The following is a 20,291-nucleotide window of genomic DNA, read 5'->3' on the forward strand; positions in this document are numbered from 1 at the left end:
AAGTAAGAAAAGATTATTAGTTTTTCTTAAGGGCAATAATAGAGTTTGTTTGGATATCAACTATTTTACTCATAAACTTTTTTAAATATGGGTAATATTCTGGTGGATAAATAGCTTCTTTAAAGTCTATTTTCATTACTAAATTTATAGAATTGCCTAAAACTTTGGTTGAAAATGTTATAAGTCCTTCATTATTTGGGAGTGATAAAATAAGGTCTTCTGGTTTGTCAATAACACTATAGTTTTCATCAAAATTTAGTTTAAACATATATAAATAGATGTCTTTATAACCAAAATCTATAGGGTAGGTGCGTTCTTGAAGTTTAAAAGGGTTTTCTGTAAAAAACTTTGTAAAAAATGGATTAATGTATAAAATATCTCCTGTATTGTCGGTATTGTACTCTATATTATATGATTCAGAGAAATCAGGACTCGTTTTATCATTAGTAGTGGTATCATAATCAAATATTTCAATGTAAGGTGAGTTATTTGCGAGTCTTTCAATATAAGCATCTTCATTAGGGAAATATTTCTTTTTTACTTTTAATGCATGATATCCTGTGCGTTTGTTTTTAACAATACCAGCAAAGTTATTATCAGTGTCAATATGTAGTTCTACATTATATAAGGTAGTTGATTTCTTCTGAGGTTTAATATCGATCCATTTACTTCCATTTTTAAAATCTAATAAGCGTCCATCTTGATTAAGACATCTAAAAGGAATATCTCCAAAGCTTAAATAATCATCAGTTGCATCTAGTAAATATGTTTTTCCTTCAATAGTGGCTTGCACTATTAGATAATTAAAATCTGAAATGACTGGGTATATTTTTGTTGCAAAACCGTTTGCTCTGGTAGATATTAGCACAGGATTAACATGTATTCCTGTTTCTTCTAATAAAATTTTGAGTAATATATTTATTGCAGTTGCATTACCAGATTTTGTTTTAATTAAATCTTTAATAGATACATCATTAAACATACGGAATTCATTATTCCAACTGTAGTTTTTTTGAGTAAATTGATAAATAGCTTTGGCTTTTTTTAAAGGGTCTGTTTCGTTAAAAATGTTAGGAGGTAATATCTCTTCAGCTTTTATAGACTTAGATAATTGTTTGCCAATTGTTTTTTCTTTTTTTAAATCGGCATCTACAGTTTTCCATGTTTTTGTGTATAAATTTTTTCTACCATCAAAGTGTGTGAAAACTTTTAATTCGTATTCAATTCTAGCTAAATAGTTAGATTTGCTAGTCATGTAATCTTCCTCAATAAAAGCGGGCATATCCTTCATGGCGTATTTAGCTTCAAAGCAGTTTGCTACACCGCCATTACCACCTCTTAAACAATCCTTCTTTACTTTAGATTCATTAATAAAAAGTTTTTTTCCACCAACTAGTTTAATGTTATACTCCCAATTTCCAGGTATACTAGTACAATATTCGCTGTATAATTTAGGAATACTTCCTTGAAAATTCCACCCTTTATATTTAAACATAAATGGAGAAATTAGATTATAACTATAAGTTATTACACAGCCTTCTTTTATATTTGGTAAAGTGAATTTTACAAGCGTGTGGTTTTCATCATATTTTTCTCGGTATATATTCTTTTTATCAAGTTTTGTGATAACTACTTCGCCATCTATTAAATTATAAGTAGACGCCATAATGTCTTCTACTTCTTCATATTTATTATTGTCACTTTTATATAAATAAATAGTGACATTTGCATGGTTAAAGCCTTCTTTATTAAGTATTTTAATTTTATGTTTTTCTTGAGTTCTTAGATCATATTCACGTTCATCTACATAGCTGTTTCCCTTTTCATAAAGTACTAGAGCATTAGCTGTAGAATCTTTAGCGTATGAAGTCATTTTTAAATCGCTAAGCGAAACTCTATACGTTTGATCTTTATCGTTTTCTTGTGAATATGTAAATAAAAAAGAGAGAAGTAATAGTAGGGTGAAATAAAACTGTTTCATTTAGTCTAGTGTTATAATTTTCAAACGTTTATTTTTCCGTAAATAATTTTGAATGATATGTTGAGAATCTCTATTGTTTTCCATAGGAGTTATAATAGACTCCAATACTTCAATATTATTAATTTGGTAGTTTAAATTGAAAAAACCTAAGCCTTTAAAAATACCATTTTCTATAAGTATAGCGCTATGCTCGTCTATGTCCCGACCTTTATCTACAATAACCATATTTTTATTATCATAACTGTTTTTTTCAATAAGTGCTTCTACACGATTGTTATACAGTTGCACAGGTTCTTTATTTATGCAAGCGCCTTCACATGTTTTTATATCGTAATTAAAACAACTGGTTTTGGTTTTATATAAACCAGTAAGTTTTTGACATAAATTATAATCTTCAACAGCTTTTGTAATAAAACTTTTTCCGCTTTGTCTATTACTAAAAGTTGTTATTGGTTTTTTGCGTCCGTCTGCTATATCAATTTTCAGATTTATATAATTATTTTCATCTTTAAAACTATATAGTGCATGGGTAAAAGTATTACGACGTAAGGCTCTATTGAATATTGGTTTTATACGTTTTATTTCTTCACTTTCTTTTAAAAGAGCCACTAATTCACTTCCTGTGGCATCATAAGTAACCGAATGTACTAAGGCTTGTATTTTTTTTGATTTCTGATTGGTGTTCGTAAAGTGTTGATTGATTCGTTTTTTTATATTATTACTTTTTCCAATGTATATAATATCACCATTTTCTTTATGAATATAATAAACTCCCGTAGCTGAAGGTAGCCCATCAAGAATATTTAAATGTTTACTTTTTAATTTATGTTTTGGGTTTAGATTAATAGATTCTTTAATAATGTTTTTGTTAGTATCTTTATCTAGTAACATTTTAAATAATTTTACCGTTGCTAAAGCATCACCAGAGGCGCGATGTCTATCGGTAACAGGAATACCAAGTGAGCGCACCAATTTTCCTAAACTATAAGATGCTTGATCTGGAATTAAATCTTTGGCTAACTCTACAGTGCAAAGAGATGGGCGTTCATAATCAAAGCCTAAACGTCTAAATTCTGTACATAATATGCGATAATCAAATTGCGCATTGTGTGCCACTAAAATACAGCCTTCGGTAATTTCTACAATACGTTTTGCAACTTCGTAAAACTTAGGGGCATTTTTAAGCATATTACTGTTTATGCCAGTAAGGTTAACTACAAAAGGTTGAATGTCTCGTTCGGGGTTTACTAAGCTTATAAATTGGTCGACAACTTCGTGTCCGTCGAATTTATAAATGGCTATTTCAGTAATACCTTCTTCATTAAATTTACCTCCAGTAGTTTCTATATCTAGTATTGCGTACAAAAAATATTTATGCGTTTATTTGTTTTTAATTGTAATTTCTCACACCAAAGATACTACTTCCAACTCGAACCATAGTACTACCACAATCAATTGCTAGTTGATAATCGCCACTCATGCCCATTGAAACAGTTTGAAGTTTACAGTTTGCAGTTTCCAATTGTTTTAAATCGTTAAAAGTAGACTTTAAAAGATTGAATTCATTTTTTACTTGATTTTCATCATCAGTAAAAGTAGCCATTCCCATGAGTCCAATAATTCTAATGTTTTTTAATTCTGAAAATTCTTCAGATTGTAATATTTCAGACACTTCAGAATGAGTCATTCCAAATTTAGAATCTTCTGAAGCAATTTTTATTTGAAACAAACAATCAATAATTCTATCATGCTTTTTGGCTTGTTTATTTATTTCCTTTAGCAATTTAAAGTTGTCAACGCCATGAATTAAGTTTACAAAAGGCGCCATATATTTTACTTTATTGCTCTGTACATGCCCAATCATGTGCCATTCAATATCTTTTGGCATGACCTCATGTTTCTCAGCCATTTCCTGAATTTTATTTTCACCAAAAATGCGTTGTCCAGCATTATAGGCTTCCATTAAATCAGAAACAGGTTTTGTTTTAGAAACAGCAACAAGAGTAACGTGTTCTGGTAATGTAGATTTTATATGGTTGAGGTTTTGTTGTATACTCATTGATTTTGTGTGCTTTATAAACTGAATTATTTACGGTGTTTTACAGTAGACTTTTTATTTATAAGAATTAAAATTAGTCCGATAATTATAAATGGAATACTTAATATTTGTCCCATGTTTATAGTCATGCTATCTTCAAACCCGACTTGATTTTCTTTAAAAAACTCTATTATAAATCTTGCAGAAAATATCAAAATCAAAGCCAAGCCTAAAAACAATCCGTTAGATTTTTCTTTACCTCTTTTTTTATAGATAAGCATTAAGATTACGAATATTAAAAGATATGAAAATGCTTCATAGAGTTGTGTAGGATGCCTTGGAATTAAATCATCTCTTTGAAATATAACTCCCCAGTTTCCGTTTGTAGGCTTTCCATAGATTTCTGAGTTCATAAGATTTCCAAACCTAATAAAAGCGGCTGTAATTGGAGCAGCTATTGCTATTCTATCTAAAACCCATAAAAAGTTGGTTTTATATTTTTTACAATAGATTCCAATGGCTATTAATACTCCAATAGTTCCTCCGTGACTTGCTAATCCTTGAATACCAGTAAATTGATATGAATCACCTATTTTTTTTATTGGTAATAAAATCTCAATTGGATTTTGAAAGTAATATGACGGATCATAAAACAAACAATGACCGAGTCTTGCGCCTAAAACAATACCAATAACAGAGTAAATAAACAACTTCTCTAAATTTTCAATGGGGATGTTTTCTTTAGAGTAAATTCCTTTTAATACGTAATGTGATATAAGAATTCCTGTTATGAAAAATAAACCATAATATTTTAAAGGAAAAGTATCAGTTATCCAATATATAACAGGGTCAAGATTCCAATTTATAATTCCGTTGTTCATTTATTACTTTATTGTGTACAATTAAAACGTAACTACTATTGAAACTGTTTCGCTACTATCTCAGCTTTTCTACTTTCAGAATAATCATAAAAACCTTCCCCAGATTTTATACCTAATTTACCCGCATTAACCATGTTTACTAGTAATGGACAAGGTGCGTATTTAGGGTTTTTAAAACCATTGTACATCACATTAAGTATAGATAAGCAAACATCTAATCCAATAAAATCGGCTAGTTGTAATGGTCCCATAGGGTGTGCCATACCAAGTTTCATAACTGTATCTATTTCGTGTACGCCTGCAACACCATTGTATAAGGTTTCAATAGATTCGTTAAGCATCGGCATTAAAATTCTATTGGCAACAAATCCTGGGTAATCATTAACTTCAACAGGTTCTTTACCTAGTGTTTTAGATAAATCCATGATGGTTTTTGTAACGTCATCACTAGTATTGTAACCACGAATAATTTCAACCAGTTTCATAATAGGAACCGGATTCATAAAGTGCATACCAATGACTTTATCTGGTCTTGAGGTTACTGCTGCAATTTGTGTAATAGAAATTGAAGATGTGTTTGTAGCAAGCATGGTGTTTTCATTACAAACTTCATCTAATTGTTTAAAAATATTGAGTTTTAAATCTATATTTTCTGTGGCTGCTTCAACGACTAATTCAACAGATTCAACACCTTTTTCTATAGATGTATAACTTGTAATATTAGAAAGTGTATTTGCTTTTTCAGATTCTGTAATTTTTTCTTTAGCAACCATTCTATCTAAATTTTTAGAAATGGTAGTTATGCCTTTTTTTAATGAAGCTTCACTAATATCAATAAGGTTTACTTTAAATCCTTTTTGGGCAAAGGTATGTGCAATACCATTTCCCATGGTTCCTGCACCTATTACTGCTATGTTTTTCATAAGCCTCTCTTATTCTCTCCAAAAGAGAGAAACTGTTGTGTTAATAATATCTTTTAATTATAAGTCTTAATCTATTAGATTTTTTCTTACCAAAGAGAATAATAAAATATGGAATTAAAAACAATTAATAATCTGTGTAGCAACGCGTAATGCTTCGGTACCGTCATGTAGGGTTACAATAGGTGTTGTGTTATTGTTAATAGCATCTGCGAAAGTTTCTAATTCGTCTAAAATAGAATTATTATCAGCTACTTTAGGGTTGTCAAAATAGATTTGTTTTTTCACACCTTCGGCATTTTGCAATACCATATCAAAATCACCAGGATTTTCAGGTGCATCTTTCATTTTAACAACTTCACATTTCTTTTCAAGAAAATCTACAGAGATATAAGCATCTTTTTGAAAGAAACGTGCTTTACGCATTCTTTTAAGTGAAATTCTACTTGCCGTTAAGTTCGCTACACAACCATTTTCAAATTCTAATCGGGCATTGGCAATATCTGGTGTGTCACTTATAACCGAGACACCACTTGCAGATACATTTTTGACTTTAGATTTTACGATGCTTAAAATAATATCGATATCATGAATCATTAAATCTAAAACCACTGGTACATCTGTACCACGCGGATTAAATTCTGCTAACCTATGTGTTTCAATAAACATAGGTGCTTTAATATCGTCTCTAATAGCTAAAAATGCTGGATTAAAACGTTCTACATGTCCTACTTGTCCGCGTAAATTATTGTCGGCCAATAACTGCCTAATATGTTCGGCTTCTTCAACCGTATTGGTAATAGGTTTTTCAATAAAAATGTGCTTACCTTTTGCAATGGCTTGTTTTGCACAATCGTAATGAGATAGGGTAGGCGTTACAATATCTACCACATCAACCGCATCGATGAGTGATTCAATAGAATCGAAAAATTTATATCCAAATTCGGCTTCTACTTTTTTACCATTTGCTTCATCAGCATCATAAAACCCTATAAGGTTGTATTTTTCAGATTGATTAAGAAGTCTTAAATGAATTTTTCCTAGGTGGCCAGCACCAAGTACACCAACTTTTAGCATAATTATTTACGTTTTCAACAAAAATAAGATATTTAACACATGAATTTGATGATTTAACATGAATTTTTTAGTGAAAATAAAATGTGATAAAATTGTTTTCAGCTTTAAAATCTTTGACTAATTTTAGCAGAATAAACCAGACCAACATTGAAAGACACTTTTAAGCACAAGGGATTAAGACAGCAGTTAGTTAACGTATTAAAAAAGAAAGGAATAAGCAATGAAGCAGTTTTGAATGCCATTGGCAAAATACCAAGACATTTGTTTATGGATTCTAGTTTTTTAGACCATGCTTATCAAGACAAAGCATTTCCTATTTCGGCAGACCAAACTATTTCACAACCCTATACTGTTGCTTTTCAAAGTGAACTATTAAATGTGAAAAAAGATCATAAAATTCTTGAAATTGGTACAGGCAGTGGTTATCAAACTGCGGTTTTGTGTGAGTTAGGAGCTAAAGTATATAGTATTGAGCGCCAACAAGAGTTGTTTAAAAAAACGAGTAAGTTTTTACCAAAATTAGGCTATCGTGCTAAGAAACTTATTTTTGGCGATGGTTATAAGGGGCTCCCAGATGAAGCGCCTTTTGATAGCATTATTGTAACAGCGGGTGCACCTTTTGTACCTAAACCCTTGTTGAGCCAGTTGAAAATTGGAGGCAGACTTGTAATTCCTGTAGGTGATGATGTTCAAATTATGACACTTTTTATAAGAAAAGGACAAAAAGAATTTGAACAAGAGGAATTTGGTGAATTTCGATTTGTGCCTTTATTGGAGGATAAGAATTAGTTTGTTAGCTGTTAGTATTTAATGTTTTTTCTGCTTGTACAATATGTCTAAGGTTATGATAAATAACCACTTTTAAAGTATCTCCTAGGTTCAGTTTAACTAGTTTTCCAAGAGTTGTTGGTATTTTAGTTTTGTTTAAACTTACTTTTTTAGCTTTATCTAGAAGAATGAGTGTTTTTTCTTGTTGCAATAAAAAACGTTCTAAAGTAGATTTGTTTAAATCGCTACCATTTGGGTTTTTACTCTTAAACGTATTCATTTTATTTAGCTTTTCTTTGGGTAGCATGCTTTTTGCAAAATAGTCGCCAAGTAGTCCTGGTTTAAAGTAACTTCCAGAAATGGTACTATTAATATTATTATTTATGCCACTTTCTATTTTGGGTAAATAAAAATCACCATATAGATTTAAATGTTCTATGGCTTCTAAAACACTCCATGATTTTTGATTAGGTTTCCAATTGAGTTTACTAATTGGTTCTAGGCTTAATTGTTCTACTTTTTTAATGTTTTGCCTTGTTAATTCTATTAATTCCGAAATTAATGTTTCTGTTTTAACTTTCATCGTTTTATTTTTTACAAAGGTTGATAATAAAACAGATATAAAAATTGATTGAAATTAAGATTTTTTAATTCTAGAAAGCGTTTCTGGTGTCATTCGCAAATAGGAGGCAATATATTTATTAGGGATTTCTTGAAACAATTGAGGACTGCGTTTCAATACACGGTTATAACGTTCAATAGGTGATGTTGTTAAGATATCACGTTCTCTATCCATTTGCTGAAGTACAAAGTTTTCTAAAACCTCTTGCCACGCTTTTGTGTTTTTTAAGGAAGAATCAATAAAACTCATAAACTTAGCTTTGTTAATTACTTTTACAGAAGCACTTTTTAAAGCTTGGATGTAAAACTCTGAAGGTTTTTCGTTTAAAAAAGAATCAAGTGATGCTATTAAATTATTTTTATAACCAAATCTAATGGTTCGCTCTTCGGTTTCATCAATCACAAAAAGGCGAAAACTTCCGCTTAACACTAAATACAAATTGGTATCAATTTTTCCTTTAGTTGTTAAATAATCGTTACGGTTTAACTCAATAGTTTTATCCCATAAACTTTCATTATTTAAGGTTTCTATGAGTTGCTGGATAGGAGACATTTTATTTTAATCTTCTAGAATTTTAGTTTCAAAACCATCAATGCTTTTTGTGTTTTTTTCTTGCCAATAGGATTTGATTTTTTCTTTACCTTGTTTCTCCGACCAAGCATTTAGCATACCGCGTTCTTCTTTAAAATCCATGAATGGTACCGAATAACCACATGAGGTTTGCACTAAATCGATATCTAATTCAATAATTTGTCTAGAACCTGTATTTTGTTCGAATAAATCGATGTATTCATGAAATTTAGTATCTCTTTCGTGGTATATTTTGGCAGTTCCGTAGAGTCTTAAAATAAGAGGCTTGCCTTCAAAAGCACAAAACATAATTGTCATTCTATTATGCTTTAAAAGATGAGCAGCTGTTTCGTTACCACTTCCAGTAAGGTTTAACCAAACCAATTTGTTTGCATTTAAAACTCTAAGGCTATCATGTCCTTTAGGTGAAATATTTACACGACCATCTTGTGCAGCAGTACCAACAAAAAAGATTTTTTGATCTTTTATGAAGTCTTCTAATTCTGGTGTTATTTCAGGAAGTTGTTTGCCCATGTTTTTTTAGATGTGTTAATACTTACCTCCAACAACAGGTAATGTTAAACTACTACAATCTAAATCAACTGTTAGCTCCGTTCCTGGTTTTGGATGTAGTGTAAACTCCTTATCACTTGAAAAAATCATTAAACCAATTTGTTGTCCTGCTTTTATAATTTGATCATCTGGCATTAAATCAAAAGAAACTTTATAAAATTTACCAGGTTTTAAAGGTTTGCTTTTTGTTAATGATTTATAGTTTTGAGGATCTGTCCAACCACGTGTTATAATATTGTCAGTTATTTTTGCTCCTTTTTCTTCATTCCACGGAAGTGATACTAACCAAACGGATAAGTTAGCAGCAGGTTTACTACTTGCTAATTTAACAGTAATTGTTGGAACTCCTGATATGTGAACATCTTCTGAAAGTACAGGTGTTACGAATAATAAGCGATGCTTAGAGTTTTCAGATTTAGTTAATTCTGCTCCAGAAATAGTATAGTCATCTATTAAAGTTTGTGTACCTTGTTTAGTAGTTTTAGAGGTAGTAAGTCCACCCGTTTGCGAACCAGAAGTCAAATGAAATGTTATTGGTTTAGCATAAGGGTTTGGAAAATCTTTATAAGGTGTTGGACTACTTACATCATCATTTTCACGTACTATCCATGCTTTGTTTGTTTCTTTTTCTATACCATTATCAATACCAAATAAATAGTGCGTAAACCATTTATTCATCATACTAATTGGTGGAGGTCCTCCATGTGCATATTGATGATAGTAAATACCTGTTTCTAAGCCCATTTCTTTAGCTTTTTTATAAATACGGTAACTGTGTTCTGGCATCACATTCCAATCGTTAAAGCCATGAGACATTAACATAGCTGCTTTCATAGGTTTCATATCGTTTAGGTAATCGCGTTCTGCCCAAAAATCGTTATAGTCGCCCGTAATTCTATCCATGCCATTTTTCATTTTAGTATCACGAATTTTTGCATTGCTATAAGCACGTTTAGATTCATCACCACTATGAATAAAATCATATAAAACATCAATATCTTCACCTAAATAACCTCCAGGAGATCTTACTAATCCGTTAGAACGGTAATAATGATAATAAGATGTGTTTGGAGCTACAGGAATAATGACTTCTAAACCATCAACACCTGTTGTTGCAGCTGCTAAAGGAATCGTTCCATTGTATGATGTCCCCGTCATTCCTACTTTACCTGTTGTCCAATACGCTTTAACTTCTTCGTTGCCGTAAGGTTCAGTGTACCCTTTGGCGCGTCCGTTTAACCAATCTATTACTGCTTTAGGAGCTAACGATTCGTTGTCGTCTCCAACAGTTGGAGAACCTTGAGATAGACCAGTACCTGGAGAGCAAGAGTGCACTACTATATAGCCACGAGGTACCCAAGTTTCAACTTGTGAGTTTGATATAATGGGACGTTTGCCTGTTCTAACAACTTCTGCATGAACACGTTCTTTTGCTGATTCTCCTAATTCATGATTTACATCCCAAAAACCACCTTCTACATCTGGTGCTACTCCCGAATAATAAGGGCTTGATTCGTAAATTACAGGTAATTTTAAACCTTCTGTTTCTGTTTGGTAAGGTCTAGTTACATCTACATACATGCGGTCTAGTTTACCATCGCCATCGGTATCAAAAGTAGTTTCAACCCAAAGGTCTGTACGTATCCATTTGTTAGGCGTATTAAAAGCATCTACTATTTGTGCCTCTCCATTTTTAAATATAGGTTTAGTTTTTTCTTGACTAAAACTAGAATAAGTACAGGCTGTTATTAAAATTAGGGTAAAAAAATTAGAGACAATATTCATGTTTGTAATTTTTAAGGTAAGTATGCTTTAGGAATTGGGTTTTCTTCGGTTTCTTGTGTCCAGTAAATGTTAACAATCCACCAACGTTCGCCATCATTTAGTAGTTGAATACTATTAATGCCACGCATAAACGGTTTTTCATCAGTTTCACTATAAAACGTTTCATACGAACTAAATACCTGAGTTATATTTCCGAAAGTATTAACATTACGATGTATTTCTTTTTCAAAAAAACCATTTTCTACAAGCCATTTTCCAGAACTATTAATATAATCGTCTGGTTTCATATAGCGTATTTCATAAACACCTGCTTTGTTTTTCCATGAAGGGATTAATTTAGCATCAGGTTTAAATAAAAACTTGAAAAGATCCCAGTCTCTTTCTTTTCCTTTTTCACCAGAAATTACATTGTATAGAGATTCTATAGTATTATCAAGCGTTGATACGTTAGATGAGTAATCTTTTTCCGCTTCAGGGTTTTCTTGAGAATGTGTTGTTATTGATATGAAACATATCGCTAACAATAATATTAGTTTTTTCATTTATAGAAAGTAATTATTTAAGCGTACAAATTAAAGATTTGTAAAGCGTTGAAGCGTTAAGGCTTTCTTAAAATTAAGAATTTCTATTTGTAATTTTTCTTTATTCTATCTAAATCACGTTTGTTATCACGATCCTTAATAGTTTCTCGCTTGTCGTATAACTTTTTACCTTTTGCTAAGGCAATGTCTACTTTAGCATAGCCTTTTTCATTTATAAATAAACGTAATGGAATAATAGTAAGTCCCGTATTTTGAACTTCTTTAAGTAACTTTTTAAGTTCTTTTTTGTTTAAAAGTAGCTTTCTTTCGGCTTTAGGTCTGTGATTGTAGTAATTACCAAAAGCATATTCTTCAATAGTAGCGTTAATTATAAAAAGTTCTCCTTTTTCATTAAACTCACAAAAACTTTCAGCAATAGAAGCTTTACTGCTTCGTATCGATTTAATTTCGGTTCCTGTTAATACAATACCAGCGGTATACTTATCTAATATTTCATATAGAAAGCGCGCTTTTTTGTTTTGTATGTTTATGTTTTTCTGCATGGAGCACAAAACTACATAAATTTATTTTCTCTAGGTTAGTTGAAATTGTTGAAAAGTTAAATATTATGAAATAGATTTTGAATTTGTTTAAATACAAGTAATTTAGTTGCTTACTTAAATCGCTATTTATTATTTATATGAAGAAATTCCTTTGTTCTGTACTTGTTTTAATCCTTTTAGTATCGTGTAATAGTGTTAAAAAATATAACGAACAAACTACAAAACTACATGCTGTTGAAGATTTGCGAAACGATATAGATAAAGTATATGGGCAGTTAAAGAAAAATCATCCTAAATTGTATCAATACATTTCTAAAGAAGATTTAGATTTTAAATTCGATAGTCTTAAAACTTCAATAAAACACCCTATAAATTCACGCGATTTTTATAAAAAGTTAGCACCTGTAATCAGATTTGTAAGGCAGGGACATATTTCTGTAGGCTCTGTTAATAAACGTTTTACCAAAAAGGAGCGTAAGCTATTAAAAAAGAAAAAATTTCAGTTTTATAATTTAGATTTTGAATATTTAAATCGGAAACTTTGGGTGACTAATGCTAGAGGAGAAGACTCTTTATTAATAGGAAGTGAGGTTGTTAAAATAGCCGATGAGTTGGCAACCGATTTAGTAGAACGTTATAAAACACGTTTTGCTTCCGATGGTTATAATGAAACATTATATAACAGGTATGTTGGTAAAGGCTTTCGATATTTTTATTATAAAGACAAAGGTTTTTTAGATAGTTTAACCATAACATTTAAATTGAAAGACTCTTTGTTTAATAAAACATTTAAGCGTATTGAGAAAGATAAAAAGCAGGATTCTATTGCTGATAAAAAGAAGGAAGCAAAAGTAAAGAAACCGAAATTAACTAAAACAGAAAAAAAGAATAACCGCATTGCAGCTAAAATAAAACGTAAGAAAGACAGGAAATATGGGTTTATAAGTAAAGACAAAGGTTATACCAGAAATTTTAAGTTTTTAGAAGCCGATAGTACTGTGGCTTACATGAAGATTAAAGCTTTTGGCAATAGAAATTATAAGAAATTTTATAAAGAGAGTTTTGCCAAATTAGATTCCGCTAAAACTAAAAATGTTATTATAGATTTAAGAGATAATGGAGGCGGAAGAATTGCAGAAATAGATTATTTGTATTCATATTTAACTCAAGAAAACTATCAGTTAATTACTAAAAGCGAGGTAAATAGTAGATTTCCTATGATGAAATCATTTTTAAGTAATGGAAACTCTCCTATTTTAAAAGCACTAGGTGTGTTGTTAGTTTTTGAGCCTTTATCTCTTACAGTTCAGTATTTAAATACAAAAAAAATAGATGATAAAATATATTTCAAAATGAAATATAACAAGTTTAGAAAACCAAAACCATTAAATTATAAAGGAAACTTGTATGTGTTAATTAACGGGAATTCTTTTTCGGCATCATCATTAATATCAACACATTTAAAAGCAAATAAACGTGCTATTTTTGTTGGCGAAGAAACCGGTGGTGCATACAATGGATGTGTTGCTGGGTTTTATAAATTATATAAGTTGCCTACATCAAAATTAAAAATAAGAATGGGCTTGATGCAAATAGAAACATTACATAAACAAAACCCTGATGGCTATGGTATAAAACCAGATGTTGAAATATTACCAACAATTGAAGATAGAAAACTTAAAAAAGATCCAGAATTAGAATGGGTTTTAGCTCATATTAACAAAAAGAAGCATTCGTAATTAAAAGTTAGAGTTATTGCGAATTTATATCGACTTTATTGTTAAAATTATAAATTCATTTATAAAATATTGTTTTTTATTGCCTTCCCATAAAACATTTGTATTTTTGAAATTGATTTAAAAAAACGAACGTCAAAAATATATTATGAACTCATACGATGTAGCCGTTATAGGCTCAGGTCCTGGAGGATATGTTGCAGCTATACGTTGCGCACAATTAGGCATGAAAACTGCCATTATAGAAAAATATAGTACACTAGGCGGAACCTGTTTAAATGTAGGTTGTATACCAAGTAAAGCACTTTTAGATTCGTCTCACCATTACGAAGATGCTATTAAACATTTTGAAGAGCATGGAATTGAAGTTCCTGGTGAAGTTAAAGTGAATTTAGAAAAAATGATAGCTCGTAAACAAGCTGTTGTAGATCAAACTACTGGTGGGATTGACTTTTTAATGAAGAAAAACAACATTGATGTTTATCAAGGTTTAGGAAGCTTTAAAGATGCAACGCATATTACAATTTCAGGAGAAGAAACTACCGAGATTGAAGCAAAAAATACCATTATTGCTACAGGAAGTAAGCCGTCAAGTTTACCTTTTATTTCTATAGATAAAGAACGTGTTATAACATCTACTGAAGCTTTAAAACTTAAAGAAATTCCAAAACATTTAATCGTTATTGGAGGAGGTGTTATTGGTTTAGAGCTTGGGCAAGTTTATAAGCGTTTAGGAGCAGAAGTATCAGTAGTAGAGTATGCCGATAGAATTGTACCAACAATGGATAAAGGGGTTTCTAAAGAACTTAATAAAGTTTTAAAGAAACAAAAATTCAAAATAAATGCTTCACATCAAGTAAAATCTGTAGAGCGTGTTGGCGATGAAGTTATCGTGAAAGCAGATAATAAAAAAGGAGAAGAAGTAACCTTTACAGGCGACTATTGTTTAGTATCTGTGGGGCGTAAACCTTATACAGATGGATTAAATGCTGAAGCTGCAGGCGTAAAACTGACTGATAGAGGTCAAGTTGAAGTTAACGATCATTTACAAACAAGCGCATCAAATATCTATGCAATTGGTGATGTTGTAAAAGGTGCTATGTTAGCTCATAAAGCTGAAGAAGAAGGTGTTTTTGTTGCTGAAACTTTAGCAGGACAAAAACCACATATCGATTATAATTTAATTCCAGGTGTTGTTTATACATGGCCAGAAGTTGCTGCTGTTGGTAAAACCGAAGAGCAACTTAAAGAGGCTGGTGTAGCATACAAAACAGGGCAGTTTCCTATGCGTGCTTTAGGTAGAAGTAGAGCGAGTATGGATTTAGATGGTTTTGTAAAGATTTTAGCAGATAAAACTACCGATGAAATTTTAGGCGTTCATATGGTTGGTGCTCGTGCTGCCGATATGATTGCAGAAGCTGTAGTGGCTATGGAATATAGAGCATCTGCTGAAGATGTGTCTAGAATGTCTCATGCACATCCTACATTTACCGAAGCTATTAAAGAAGCTGCTTTAGCGGCAACTGATGATAGAGCGTTGCATATTTAATATTTTAGAAATATAACAACAGTTTATATAAACAAAAAGAGCGAACCAGTTGGTTCGCTCTTTTTTTATATTTATTATTCGTTTAAAACAAATCATTCAAAATTTTAGCTAATCGAATACCGCCTTTTTGGAGTTGCGCTCTTACGGTTTTAAAGTTATCATAAGAATAGCGGTAGCGTAAATTTTCTTCAGGTTTAACGTTAGCATATATTTGTTTTGTTAATTTATGCGTGTCATTTACCCAATCAACTATACTTCCTGCTTGTATCGCTTTTACTTGTTCTTTGCTTAACACATCGGCATTTTCAGCAAGTTCGCTATAACTCATATCATAACTATTAATCATTTTGGTGTCCCAAACGGCATGTAGGTTTGTGTCGTTGTAAAACCATTGCAGTTCAAAATCGTTTCCGCCTTTATCCTCAGCAAGTCCAACATGCATTGGTTGGTGTAAATCGCCAATAAAATGAATTAATAATTTTAGATAAAAAGCTTTGTCGTCATCACTAGAATTGTCGTCTTTAATAATTTTAATACAATGTTCAATTCCTGTAACAAGGTCGCCTGATTCACTTTTTTTAGAATCCTCATAATTTGAGTCTAAAGGCATATTTACATAATGCCATGTGTAAAAGTCGTTATATCTTTTGTCTGATTTTATATCATCTGCATAAGTAGAAACAAATGCTAAAGATTCGTTATGCAGTAACTCTCTAAGTTTTCTTTTGGTTTTCGATTTAAGGTATTGATCTGCAATTTTTCCAACTACGCGGTGTCCTGTTGGTCCCCAGATATCGTTGGAAGCAGAACTATAATTAGAAAGTGAAAAAAGAAAAATTAGTAAGTAAACAAGAGGTGTTTTCATGGGGTAAATTATTTATATAAAATAAAATTAGTAAAAAAATACTTTATAATGTAACCTTTTATGTTTTCATATGGCAATTAGGTAAATATTTGTTTTATCAATAAAAAATAAACAGGCAATTATATTTACAGAAGCTATTAAAGAGACTGTTATAGCGGCTGTAGAAAATAGAGTCAAGTTGTATATATAAACTTTAACTTTTTATATAGTTAAACTTTTTATAACAATTAAAAGAACAACCTAAAAAGGTTGTTTTTTTATGCCTAAAAAATAAATATAGTAATTCATGCAACCTTTTGTTTTTTTATATGTCAATGAAGTAGTTGTTTATTTCATCAATCAAAAAACGAATAATTATGAATCAAAAAGGCGCAAATCAGTCAACTAAAATTTTTAGACCTTTTTTAGGCTTTGGATGGCATACAGAAACTAGTTCAAGAAATAATGCTTCAACTAGAGAAAGAACGTTTCAAAATAATAATATAAAACAATTATAATCATCAATAAGAAAATAGTCATTCATTAAAAAAACGATCAATTATTAAAATGAAAAATCAAAAAACGAAACAAATAGCATTTCTATTTATGTTATTAACAACGGTTATGTTTTCACAAGAAAATTTTACTGTTAGTGGAATAATTAAAGAAGCTAGTAACGGAGAAACCGCATTTGGAGCCTCTGTATTTTTAAAAGGAACCTCTATTGGGGCAGTAAGTAATGAGTATGGTTTTTATTCTATTTCAGCTCCTAAAGGCACATATACACTTGTTGTGTCTTATATAGGATTTGAAGATGTGAGTCAGGAATTCATCTTAGATAAAAACCAAAAAATAAATTTTGAAATTAAGGAAACGTCAACGCAGTTAGACGAGGTGCTTATTACAGCTGAAGAAACAGAACGTGTAAACCTTAAAAAACCAGAAATGAGTGTTTCTAAATTAAATATAAAAACAGTCAAACAAATGCCAGTGGTTTTAGGAGAGGTAGATATTATTAAATCGTTGCAAATGTTACCAGGAGTAACAAAAAATGGTGAAGGATCAGGTGGTTTTCATGTACGTGGTGGTGCTGTAGATCAGAATTTAGTATTGCTAGATGAAGCTATTATTTATAATACATCACATATGTTAGGTTTCTTTTCTGTTTTTAATGCCGATGCTATAAAAGATATTAAATTGTATAAAGGTGGTATCCCTGCGCGTTTTGGAGGTAGAACATCTTCGGTTTTAGATATTCGTCAAAAAGATGGAAATAGTAAAAACCTATCCTTAACAGGTGGTATTGGGCTAATTTCTAGCAGGCTTACTGTTGAAGGTCCTATGTTTAAAGAAAAAGGATCTTTTTTAGTATCAGGCAGAAGTTCTTATGCAAATCTGTTTTTAAAAGCTGCGGATGAAGATAGTAGAGTTGGTTTTTACGATTTAAACCTAAAGACTAATTATAAATTAAACACTAATAATAAATTATACTTATCAGGATATTTTGGTAGAGATACTTTTAGGTTAGGAGAAAGTTTTAAAACAAGTTATGGTAATACGTCTGGAAATTTAAGATGGAATCATATTTTTAATGAAAAATTATTTTCGAACTTGTCTTTAATTTATAGTAAATATGATTACGACTTAGGAATTACGAGTGAGGAGTTCGATTGGGTGTCGTCTATTACAAATTACAATGTTAAATACGATTTTAAATACTATGCCAGTAATAATTTTAAGTTAGATTTTGGTGCGAGTTCTATTTATTATGATTTTGATCCTGGACAAATACGCCCAACTTCTGAAACTTCAGAAGTGAATCCATTAACTTTAGATAGAAAAAAAGCTTTTGAAAGTGGTTTGTATATTAATGCAGAGCATAAATTAAGCGATAAATTAACAGTTCAATATGGTTTAAGATATAGTGCCTTTAGCCGTTTAGGAGGGCAAGCTATTACAGATTATGCAAATAATCAACCCGTAGTTTATAATAGTCTTTTAGGAATTTATGAACGTGGTACTGCAATAGGAGAGACCAATTATAAAAAAGACGAAACTATAAAAACCTTTGGTAATTTAGAGCCTAGAGCATCTTTGGCATACCAATTAAACGAATCGTCTTCAATAAAAGCAGGATATTCAAGAGCTGCTCAATATATTCATTTGCTATCAAACACTACATCTGTAACACCTTTAGATGTTTGGACTACAAGTGGGAAATATATAAAACCACAATTATCTAATCAGTATGCTTTAGGATATTTTAGAAATTTTAAAGACAAAAAATATTCATTAGAAGTTGAAGGGTATTATAAAACTACAGATAACCGAATAGATTACATTGATGGATCCGATTTAATAGGAAATAATACTATTGAAACCGAAGTTTTAAACGGTGAAGCACGCGCTTATGGTTTAGAGTTTTTAGTTCGTAAAAATGAAGGGCGTTTTACAGGTTGGATTGCATATACCTTATCTAAAGCAGAGCAAAGAACCTTAGGAGGTATTGCAGGAGGTCCAGGAATTAATAATGGAAATTGGTATAACTCGGCTTTCGATAGAACACACGATTTCTCAATTACTGGTGCATATGAGCTTAATGATAAATGGACATTTGGTAGTAATTTGGTGTTTCAAACAGGACGACCAGTAACGTATCCAAACGGTCAGTATCAATATGAAGGACAATCAATAGCTAGTTTTTCTGCTAGAAATTCAAATCGATTACCTGCTTATCATAGGTTAGATATTTCAGCAATATATAAACCTAATAGAAAACCAAACAAACGATGGAAAGGCGAATGGGTTTTTGGTATATATAATGTATATAATCATAAAAACGCAGCATCTATATCGTTTGCCCAAAATCAAGATTTAGGAATTAACGAAGCCACAAGAACGGCTATTTTCGGAATGGTGCCATCAGTAACTTATAACTTTAAATTTTAAGAAAAATGAATTCATATTTTAAATTAACCATATTACTTTTTGTTTTAGTTTTTACATCTTGTGAAGATGTTATAGATGTAGATGTTCAAGAAGCACCGTCTAGATTAGTTATTGAAGCTTCTCTTGATTGGGAAAAGGGAACAACAGGAAACAATCAAACAATAAAATTAAGTAAATCGACGCCTTATTTTGATGCCAATACCAATGTAAGTGTTACCAATGCTTCTGTTAAAGTTACAAATGATGATAGTGCCCAAGAATTTGTGTTTACGCATCAAGCTAATGGCATTTATACAACAAACCAGTTTGTCCCTGTTACAAATGCTACTTATACTTTAGAAGTTGTTTATGAAGGCGAAACGTATACCGCTAATGAAACTTTAACAACAGTTACAGACATAACAAATATTACTCAGTCTGTTGAAGATGGTTTTGATGATGAAGCTTTAGAATTTAATGTTGTTTTTACAGATCCTGTAGATGAAGAAAATTATTATTTATTTAAAGTTCAAAGACAAGGCGATTTGCTTCCAGAATTAGAAGATGTAGATGATGAATTTGTAAATGGTAATGAAATTACTTGGTGGTTTGAAAACGAAGAAGATGAAGATACCGATAAGATAGAAGAATATAAACCAGGAGATATTGTAGATATTTCATTTTTTGGTATTTCTGAAGCATATCATAACTATATTAAAGTTTTAATAGAACAATCTGAAGGCGCAGGTCTTTTTAGTACAACACCAGTACCTTTAAAAGGTAACTGTATTAATACAACAACTCCAGATAATTATGCTTATGGCTATTTTAGGGTAACTCAAGTAGTTAAAACTAGCTATACTTTTCAGTAGTTGCTATTGTTTTTTTGTTTTAGAATGAACCACCAATTTTATTTCAATAAAAGATTGGTGGTT

The 20,291-nt window shown here is 30.9% G+C and carries 19 protein-coding genes; 6 read left to right on the forward strand and 13 right to left on the reverse strand.

All coding sequences use genetic code 11. The features are described 5' to 3' along the window. Positions 1-16 precede the first annotated feature (16 nt). From ACH5TX_RS16115 to ACH5TX_RS16140, 6 genes are all read right to left on the reverse strand, one after another. A complete protein-coding gene (locus ACH5TX_RS16115) occupies positions 17-1,981 on the reverse strand; it encodes a DUF3858 domain-containing protein (protein ID WP_439340517.1) in 1,965 nt (654 codons plus the stop codon). Beyond that, the gene (locus ACH5TX_RS16120) at positions 1,982-3,346 is read right to left on the reverse strand and encodes an exonuclease domain-containing protein (RefSeq protein ID WP_439340518.1); all 1,365 of its coding nucleotides are present in this window, start codon (positions 3,344-3,346) and stop codon (positions 1,982-1,984) included. It lies immediately after the preceding gene. A gap of 25 nt (positions 3,347-3,371) precedes the next feature. Beyond that, positions 3,372-4,040 (reverse strand): YggS family pyridoxal phosphate-dependent enzyme, encoded by a 669-nt coding sequence (locus ACH5TX_RS16125; RefSeq protein WP_439340519.1) that lies wholly within the window; start codon positions 4,038-4,040, stop codon positions 3,372-3,374. Positions 4,041-4,066: 26 nt separating this feature from the next. Next, a complete protein-coding gene (gene lgt / locus ACH5TX_RS16130; RefSeq protein WP_439340520.1) occupies positions 4,067-4,900 on the reverse strand; it encodes a prolipoprotein diacylglyceryl transferase in 834 nt (277 codons plus the stop codon). A 35-nt stretch (positions 4,901-4,935) separates the two neighbouring features. After that, entirely contained in the window at positions 4,936-5,823 is an 888-nt protein-coding gene (locus ACH5TX_RS16135) for a 3-hydroxyacyl-CoA dehydrogenase family protein (RefSeq protein WP_439340521.1), read from the reverse strand. Positions 5,824-5,937: 114 nt separating this feature from the next. After that, positions 5,938-6,897, reverse strand: a complete 960-nt coding sequence (locus ACH5TX_RS16140) for a Gfo/Idh/MocA family protein (RefSeq protein ID WP_439340522.1) — start codon at positions 6,895-6,897, stop codon at positions 5,938-5,940. A gap of 147 nt (positions 6,898-7,044) precedes the next feature. On the opposite strand from ACH5TX_RS16140, the gene ACH5TX_RS16145 reads away from it, so the two are divergent. Beyond that, a complete protein-coding gene (locus ACH5TX_RS16145; RefSeq protein WP_439340523.1) occupies positions 7,045-7,686 on the forward strand; it encodes a protein-L-isoaspartate(D-aspartate) O-methyltransferase in 642 nt (213 codons plus the stop codon). A gap of 4 nt (positions 7,687-7,690) precedes the next feature. Here ACH5TX_RS16145 and ACH5TX_RS16150 read toward each other — a convergent pair whose 3' ends face one another. The 6 genes from ACH5TX_RS16150 to smpB all read right to left on the reverse strand — a co-directional run bounded on the left by ACH5TX_RS16150 (position 7,691) and on the right by smpB (position 12,299). Further along, complete coding sequence (locus ACH5TX_RS16150; protein WP_439340524.1) at positions 7,691-8,248, reverse strand: DinB family protein; 558 nt, start codon at positions 8,246-8,248, stop codon at positions 7,691-7,693. 54 nt (positions 8,249-8,302) lie between these two features. Next, positions 8,303-8,839 (reverse strand): Crp/Fnr family transcriptional regulator, encoded by a 537-nt coding sequence (locus ACH5TX_RS16155; protein WP_439340525.1) that lies wholly within the window; start codon positions 8,837-8,839, stop codon positions 8,303-8,305. Between the two features lie 6 nt (positions 8,840-8,845). Beyond that, entirely contained in the window at positions 8,846-9,391 is a 546-nt protein-coding gene (locus ACH5TX_RS16160) for a pyridoxamine 5'-phosphate oxidase family protein (protein WP_439340526.1), read from the reverse strand. A gap of 15 nt (positions 9,392-9,406) precedes the next feature. Then, complete coding sequence (locus ACH5TX_RS16165) at positions 9,407-11,215, reverse strand: Xaa-Pro dipeptidyl-peptidase (RefSeq protein ID WP_439340527.1); 1,809 nt, start codon at positions 11,213-11,215, stop codon at positions 9,407-9,409. Positions 11,216-11,226: 11 nt separating this feature from the next. Continuing rightward, on the reverse strand, positions 11,227-11,757 hold the full coding sequence (locus ACH5TX_RS16170) for a thioredoxin domain-containing protein (protein ID WP_439340528.1): 531 nt from the start codon (positions 11,755-11,757) through the stop codon (positions 11,227-11,229). A gap of 83 nt (positions 11,758-11,840) precedes the next feature. Next, positions 11,841-12,299, reverse strand: a complete 459-nt coding sequence (gene smpB, locus ACH5TX_RS16175; RefSeq protein ID WP_439340529.1) for an SsrA-binding protein SmpB — start codon at positions 12,297-12,299, stop codon at positions 11,841-11,843. A 137-nt stretch (positions 12,300-12,436) separates the two neighbouring features. On the opposite strand from smpB, the gene ACH5TX_RS16180 reads away from it, so the two are divergent. Next, positions 12,437-14,038, forward strand: a complete 1,602-nt coding sequence (locus ACH5TX_RS16180; protein WP_439340530.1) for a S41 family peptidase — start codon at positions 12,437-12,439, stop codon at positions 14,036-14,038. Positions 14,039-14,183: 145 nt separating this feature from the next. Next, complete coding sequence (gene lpdA / locus ACH5TX_RS16185; RefSeq protein ID WP_439340531.1) at positions 14,184-15,584, forward strand: dihydrolipoyl dehydrogenase; 1,401 nt, start codon at positions 14,184-14,186, stop codon at positions 15,582-15,584. Positions 15,585-15,666: 82 nt separating this feature from the next. Here lpdA and ACH5TX_RS16190 read toward each other — a convergent pair whose 3' ends face one another. After that, on the reverse strand, positions 15,667-16,449 hold the full coding sequence (locus ACH5TX_RS16190) for a S1/P1 nuclease (protein WP_439340532.1): 783 nt from the start codon (positions 16,447-16,449) through the stop codon (positions 15,667-15,669). Positions 16,450-16,805: 356 nt separating this feature from the next. Here ACH5TX_RS16190 and ACH5TX_RS16195 point away from each other — a divergent pair, with 356 nt between their 5' ends. The 3 genes from ACH5TX_RS16195 to ACH5TX_RS16205 are packed head-to-tail and all read left to right on the forward strand — an operon-like array spanning position 16,806 to position 20,228. Next, positions 16,806-16,946, forward strand: a complete 141-nt coding sequence (locus ACH5TX_RS16195) for a hypothetical protein (protein WP_439340533.1) — start codon at positions 16,806-16,808, stop codon at positions 16,944-16,946. Positions 16,947-16,995: 49 nt separating this feature from the next. Then, positions 16,996-19,377: a TonB-dependent receptor gene (locus ACH5TX_RS16200; protein ID WP_439340534.1), complete on the forward strand. Its 2,382-nt coding sequence runs from the start codon at positions 16,996-16,998 to the stop codon at positions 19,375-19,377. Between the two features lie 5 nt (positions 19,378-19,382). After that, complete coding sequence (locus ACH5TX_RS16205) at positions 19,383-20,228, forward strand: DUF4249 domain-containing protein (protein WP_439340535.1); 846 nt, start codon at positions 19,383-19,385, stop codon at positions 20,226-20,228. Positions 20,229-20,291: the final 63 nt, after the last annotated feature.

Origin of the sequence: Thalassobellus citreus (assembly GCF_044385915.1) — a bacterium.
GTDB classification, from domain to species: Bacteria; Bacteroidota; Bacteroidia; order Flavobacteriales; family Flavobacteriaceae; genus Thalassobellus; species Thalassobellus citreus.

Coding starts and splice junctions, on each gene's coding strand:
- ACH5TX_RS16165 (WP_439340527.1), bottom strand. CDS start 11,215: ATGAATATTGTCTCTAATTTTTTTACCCTAATTTTAATAACAGCCTGT.
- ACH5TX_RS16150 (WP_439340524.1), bottom strand. CDS start 8,248: ATGAAAGTTAAAACAGAAACATTAATTTCGGAATTAATAGAATTAACA.
- smpB (WP_439340529.1), bottom strand. CDS start 12,299: ATGCAGAAAAACATAAACATACAAAACAAAAAAGCGCGCTTTCTATAT.
- ACH5TX_RS16180 (WP_439340530.1), top strand. CDS start 12,437: ATGAAGAAATTCCTTTGTTCTGTACTTGTTTTAATCCTTTTAGTATCG.
- ACH5TX_RS16135 (WP_439340521.1), bottom strand. CDS start 5,823: ATGAAAAACATAGCAGTAATAGGTGCAGGAACCATGGGAAATGGTATT.
- lpdA (WP_439340531.1), top strand. CDS start 14,184: ATGAACTCATACGATGTAGCCGTTATAGGCTCAGGTCCTGGAGGATAT.
- ACH5TX_RS16190 (WP_439340532.1), bottom strand. CDS start 16,449: ATGAAAACACCTCTTGTTTACTTACTAATTTTTCTTTTTTCACTTTCT.
- ACH5TX_RS16140 (WP_439340522.1), bottom strand. CDS start 6,897: ATGCTAAAAGTTGGTGTACTTGGTGCTGGCCACCTAGGAAAAATTCAT.
- ACH5TX_RS16155 (WP_439340525.1), bottom strand. CDS start 8,839: ATGTCTCCTATCCAGCAACTCATAGAAACCTTAAATAATGAAAGTTTA.
- ACH5TX_RS16115 (WP_439340517.1), bottom strand. CDS start 1,981: ATGAAACAGTTTTATTTCACCCTACTATTACTTCTCTCTTTTTTATTT.
- ACH5TX_RS16205 (WP_439340535.1), top strand. CDS start 19,383: ATGAATTCATATTTTAAATTAACCATATTACTTTTTGTTTTAGTTTTT.
- ACH5TX_RS16160 (WP_439340526.1), bottom strand. CDS start 9,391: ATGGGCAAACAACTTCCTGAAATAACACCAGAATTAGAAGACTTCATA.
- lgt (WP_439340520.1), bottom strand. CDS start 4,900: ATGAACAACGGAATTATAAATTGGAATCTTGACCCTGTTATATATTGG.
- ACH5TX_RS16195 (WP_439340533.1), top strand. CDS start 16,806: ATGAATCAAAAAGGCGCAAATCAGTCAACTAAAATTTTTAGACCTTTT.
- ACH5TX_RS16200 (WP_439340534.1), top strand. CDS start 16,996: ATGAAAAATCAAAAAACGAAACAAATAGCATTTCTATTTATGTTATTA.
- ACH5TX_RS16170 (WP_439340528.1), bottom strand. CDS start 11,757: ATGAAAAAACTAATATTATTGTTAGCGATATGTTTCATATCAATAACA.
- ACH5TX_RS16125 (WP_439340519.1), bottom strand. CDS start 4,040: ATGAGTATACAACAAAACCTCAACCATATAAAATCTACATTACCAGAA.